Below are 5073 nucleotides of genomic sequence, written 5' to 3' on the forward strand. Positions count from 1 at the left end.
GACCGCTGGCCGGCCACACCAGCTCCGTGCTTTCATTGACGTTCGCTCCGCATGAGAACGTTCTGACCAGCGGTAGCGCCGATGGCACGGTACGACTGTGGACAATGGGCTAAGTGGTCGGCGCCGGACGTTCATCCAGGGCCTGCCGGCGCCTCGCGTCGTTGTCGTCAGCCCCGGTAGAACACCGCTACCAGGGCCTCCTCCGCCTCGCGACGCATCCACCTGGCATCCGGACAGCCCCCGAAGGACTTCCAGCGCCGACCACTAAGCCAGCCTCGTCACCCCGCGTCCGCTGCCCAATGAAACCCGGGTCTTTTTCCCGCGCGCTGACGGGGCTTCGCCCCAGTCGCCCCAGCCCGACAAAGCATGTTTGCCTCCGGCTCCTGCGCCGACGCCGGCTCACGCGGGGGCTCGCGGGGACTCACAGTCAATCGGCCGCACACCGACGAGGCTCACCTTGTACAGCTTGGGCTGCGGCTCGGCTCGGCGCCGTCCAGCCGAGCGCGGGTCAGCTCGGCATGGGTCAGGCCGTCACCAGATCTCCTGTATTGGCAACAATCGTAGCAAAGCGTACCTCGCCGGGTACTACCAGAGCGATGACGTTGTCGGGCAGCAGCGGCAGCCAACGACAGGCGGACTCCGGTAGCCGAGCCGCGATGCGGACAGCCTCGACGGCGTCCGCGGGCAGCCTGCCCAGCAACAGAAAATCGAAGGACGCAAGAAGCCGTACCGACTCGCTGGTGACTGTGGACAGCCGTACGATCCGTGCCTGCCAACCAGCCGTGGATGAGAGGCTGGGCTGGTTCCCGGAATGCGGGCTCATCTCGTCCAGAAGGAGAAGCGGACCGGGCCGAAGGATAGCCGGCCGCGGGCCGGCGAAAGCCAGCCTGGCGGGTTGTCCATCCGATACCCGCGGCTGCCGAAGCCCGGCCCAGCACTCGGCCCGGTGCGTGTTGATCCGGACAGTCGCGCCGCTGGCCAGCGCCTGCTCGACCAGTGCTCGAGCCAGCCCGTCGGATCCGAACATCCCGATGCTGGTCGGCTGACGGCGAAACATCCGCACGACCACGGGGACCTGTTGGCGTTCCACCCCCAGGACAAACCCGCAGGCCATGGCCGGTAGGTTCCACCAGGCCGCGCTGACCGGCGCGCGGTGGGCGGCCAGCGCGACGTCACCAGACGCGTGCTCATGCCGCCAGTTGCCGGGCAGCCGTACGGGGACAAGCCGTCCCAATGGCAGCGCGGCCATGGCGGCCGGCGCCTGACGGCCGCCCAGCCGACCCAGCCGCCAGCCACCAGCCGCTGCCGAGCGCAGCAGCAGGGCCGTCAGGCGTGCCAGTGCGTCGCTGTCATCCGCGGCGACTCGGATCAGGCCGCTCATCACCGGCCGTTCGTCCGCATGCCGCCCGGCCGCGAGGCCCACGCTGACAGCCACGGATTGCGCCGCCGAGGCAAGCGTGGCCGCGGTGGCCACGAAGGTCGACAGCCCGGCCGGAGGCCACCGGATGACCTGGAACGAAGCGCTCGTGGACGCGCCGTGGCGCAGCCAGGACCAACCCTCGGCAAGGACGCCCCGGCCGCCCGGAGCGGAACCGGGGGAGTATTCGGCGCAGGGGTCTGCCGGAGCCAGCCCGACCGCCCTGGCCAGAACGTCGCGTGCCTCCTCGGGGCCCAGCGGCCGAGCCGGGCTGCCATTCGCCCGCAGCACCTCGACGGCCTGCTCCACCCGTCGCCGGATCGGCTGTCTCAGCTGCTGGACGGAGGCCGCCGTACCCAACACGCGTCTGCTCAGATCGGCATGGTCGAAGCGCAGCACCACGTGGACGGTGCGCGCGAGTGGGACGGCGGTCACCGGGGCGGGGGCCTCCCCCGCGCCCAGTGACCCGGGCGGATGGGGCTGCTCCGCCGCCATGGGATCGGTGGTAGCTCCAGCGACGAGGATGACGAGCTGTACTCCGCGTATCCGCGTCGTCGAGTCCGCGGACAGCAACGCCACCAGCCCCGTCAGCGGTAACGCCCCGTCGGCCCGCGGCTCGAGCGGCCCTGGCTCAGGGCCGAGCTCCAGGAGCGCGGCCCAGCCGTGTCCGTCGTGGACGACGCCGATCCGGCTGCCACCCCGGCCGGGAACAGAACCGATTCCCATCCCCGGCACAAGCCCACCGAGCACGGGGGCTGCCAGCCCGTCGGTCGTGCCGCGGGCCACATCACCGTCGGCCTTCGTCCGGCCACGGCCACGATGAGGGCCACGGCCACGTGCGGCAGCCAGCCGCGCCAGGCGGGCCAGGCGGGCCAGCGGCGCGGCGCCGTTCGACGCGACAATCATTACCGCAACGGAGAGCACAACAGGCCGGCCGACTGTCACCCAGTCGTATCCCCAAACGATGAGAACGGCCAGCAGCACAACGTGGACCACGAGCGCCGTGCGGACGTTGAGGCCCAGCACGTGACCAGCTGTCCGCACCCGCTCGACTCGCTCCGGCAACGGCGAACCGGGGTGAGGGTCCCGCTGACGGTTGCGGCGGAGCCCCGGGATGCCGACGGAGGTCACTGCGAACCGTTCCCGGCAGCTGCCGCCGTCTGGTCGTGAAACGCACCGCCCGCACCGCCCGCGACATCACCGGGCAGCTCCAGGGCCGCGACGGCCGGGGCCGGCCGCGCGTCTGGTCCGGGCTCGACCGGTTGCCACGCCGGTATCACGACAACCGGTTGGACGTGCACCCGGTCCAAGCCCTCCGGTGGTATACCCGCAGCTGGGGCCTCGGTGCTGTCCCGGTGAACCGGGGCGGCAACAGCCGGCACGGGCGAGTCGGTCGCCAGCGCCTTTTCCGGCTCCGCCGTCGGCCTGGGCCACCGGCGCGAGCGGATGGTCACCCTCCGCCCAGCCGGCATACGCTTCCCGGCCACGGCTGGGCGCAGGAGCGGGAGCCGCGATGGTCGTCCGGGGCGGGTCGACAGGTCGTCGCCCTGCCGGGACTGCGCCCGGCGTTCAAGCGCCCAGGGCAGGATCAGTACAGTCACCACCAGCATCCCAACAGACGCGTAGAGTACGTCAAGTGTCCAGTGCTCGCTCGGCAGGCCGCTTGTCCTAGGTGGAGTGGTCAGCGCTGTCCTGCCGGCCTGAGCCGCGCCGGTATCCGGGGCAGCCGTGGCCGAAAGCACGCTGCCGGCGGTAGGCGCGGATTCACCCCCACCCGCGCCACCCAGCCAAACCGCAATACCGATCAATATCGCACCGGCCATTCCAACGGCGAGAATGAGCACCGTTCCGCCGATACCCCTGGCTCGACGCGAGCGGTGCCGGCCCGCGGGCATGAGAACATCCACTTTCAGCACAGTCATCCCCGCCATCCGGGTCGTCACCATCCGGGCCGTTGCCATTCAGCCGGTGGAACCGGATAGACCTGTTTCGCCGGCCCCCAAGGAATGCACGTCCCACACCCCGTTGGAGGTTCGACCGAGCCCGGTTGAACCAGCCGCAGGCCGGATACGTGCCTTTCTCGAGAAGTACAAAGCCGTATCCCGGAGGAGCGGAACCGATGAGCGACTATCCGCCTGCCAGGGCGTGTCTGATGGATGCTGGTCGATGCGGAAGATGATCCAGAAAGCGGCCTGCGCGGCGGAGAAGGCCTGGACAGCGATGTTCTGTCCGGACCGCCGGCAACGCGGCAAGACGTCTTCTGGGCACCGATCCCCGCGATCGACGATCTGTCAGACACGCCCTAGCCGCCGGGGAGGCCGTGTCTCACCGCTGGCGGTCACCGGGTCTTCGCGTCGGCCGCTGACCGTACTGATGACAGCCGTGGCGCTCATGGCCCTCACCCAGTCGTGGTCACCCGCGAGCGGAGAACCGCCGGTGGGGACTCCAACGCCGACGGGAGCACCAGCCCAGCCGCTGGCGCCGCCGGTCACCCCACCACTGGCCACAGGCTGCGCGCCACCGTCGACCGAGATCGTGCGGACCATGCCGTGGGCGCAGCGGCGGCTGGGAGCGGCCGGGGTGTGGAATCTGACGCGCGGCGCGGGAGTCACCGTTGCCGTGATCGACACAGGTGTGGACGCGGCAGTGCCCCAGCTCGCGGGGCGGGTCCTCGCGGGCGCGGACGTGACCGGGCAGCGGGTGCCGGCGAACACCGACTGCTCGGGCCATGGCACGTTCGTCGCCGGTATTATCGCGGCCGCCCCCGTGCCGGGAACCCCGGTCGCCGGGATGGCGCCTGAGGCGACCGTGCTGCCCATCCGGCAGGCGTCCAGGGACTCCGACGGCACCGCCGCGGGCCTGGCCGCGGGCATCCGCGCCGCGGTCGACGGCGGAGCCTCCGTGATCAATATTTCGACCAGCGCCTTCTTCCCCGATGACAGTCTGCATGCCGCGATCCGCTATGCCACGGACCGGGACGTACTGATCGTCGCGGCGGTCGCGAACCAGGCTGAGAACGGCAACCCCCGGACGTACCCCGCCGCCTACCCGGAAGTGCTGGCGGTGGGCGCGACCGGTCAGAACGGCCAGCCGGCGGGCTTCTCGGAAGCCGGTGACTACGTGGATGTGGCCGCGCCGGGAGAGGGCGTGATCAGTCTCGGCACGGGCGGGTCCGGCCATCTTGTCGGCGACGGAACCAGCTACGCGGCGCCTGAGGTGGCTGGAGTCGCCGCGCTCGTTCGGGCCTACCGGCCGGAGCTGAGCGCGGCGGCGGTCCGCCGCCGGATCGAGCTCACAGCGGACCGGCCCGGCGGCCGGCTGCCCGACCCCCAGCTGGGCTGGGGGGTGCTCAACCCGGTTTCCGCGGTGACCGCGGAGCTGCCCGGGGAAACCGCGGGCTCGGCATCGCCGTCCACGGCTACCGGCGCGGTACGAAATGTCATGCTGCCGCAGGTCCGCCCCAAGCACGCTCCTCGCGGCATTACCCTGATATTCACCGCGGCGGCCCTTTCCGTCGCGCTTGTGGGAGTCGCCGGTATCCGTGTCGCTCGGGCTGGCCTGCGGCGGCAATGGCGCCCCGGGACTGGGAAGGAAGCCATGGCTGAACTGTCCCGTCGGCGTCGGCATCCCGCCTAAGAGCGCCCGGCAATAGGGGT

Annotated in this window: 5 protein-coding genes; 3 read left to right on the forward strand and 2 right to left on the reverse strand. The window is 71.0% G+C overall.

The window, feature by feature from the left end; genetic code table 11:
* Positions 1–5 precede the first annotated feature (5 nt).
* Positions 6–113, forward strand: a complete 108-nt coding sequence (locus MJ797_RS27695) for a WD40 repeat domain-containing protein (RefSeq protein WP_374582993.1) — start codon at positions 6–8, stop codon at positions 111–113.
* Positions 114–523: 410 nt separating this feature from the next.
* On the opposite strand, the gene MJ797_RS25835 is transcribed toward MJ797_RS27695, so the two are convergent.
* Together MJ797_RS25835 and MJ797_RS25840 are read right to left on the reverse strand one after the other, a co-directional pair.
* On the reverse strand, positions 524–2548 hold the full coding sequence (locus MJ797_RS25835) for a hypothetical protein (protein ID WP_239342228.1): 2025 nt from the start codon (positions 2546–2548) through the stop codon (positions 524–526).
* On the reverse strand, positions 2545–3339 hold the full coding sequence (locus MJ797_RS25840; RefSeq protein ID WP_239342229.1) for a hypothetical protein: 795 nt from the start codon (positions 3337–3339) through the stop codon (positions 2545–2547). Before MJ797_RS25840 ends, MJ797_RS25835 begins: the two co-directional genes overlap by 4 nt.
* A gap of 234 nt (positions 3340–3573) precedes the next feature.
* Between MJ797_RS25840 and MJ797_RS25845 the strand changes: the two genes are divergently transcribed.
* The gene (locus tag MJ797_RS25845) at positions 3574–3723 is read left to right on the forward strand and encodes a hypothetical protein (RefSeq protein ID WP_239342230.1); all 150 of its coding nucleotides are present in this window, start codon (positions 3574–3576) and stop codon (positions 3721–3723) included.
* 67 nt (positions 3724–3790) lie between these two features.
* Positions 3791–5053: a type VII secretion-associated serine protease mycosin gene (gene mycP / locus MJ797_RS25850; RefSeq protein ID WP_239342231.1), complete on the forward strand. Its 1263-nt coding sequence runs from the start codon at positions 3791–3793 to the stop codon at positions 5051–5053.
* Positions 5054–5073: the final 20 nt, after the last annotated feature.

This window comes from Protofrankia sp. CiP3 (assembly GCF_917627345.1).
Classification (GTDB): domain Bacteria; phylum Actinomycetota; class Actinomycetes; order Frankiales; family Frankiaceae; genus Protofrankia.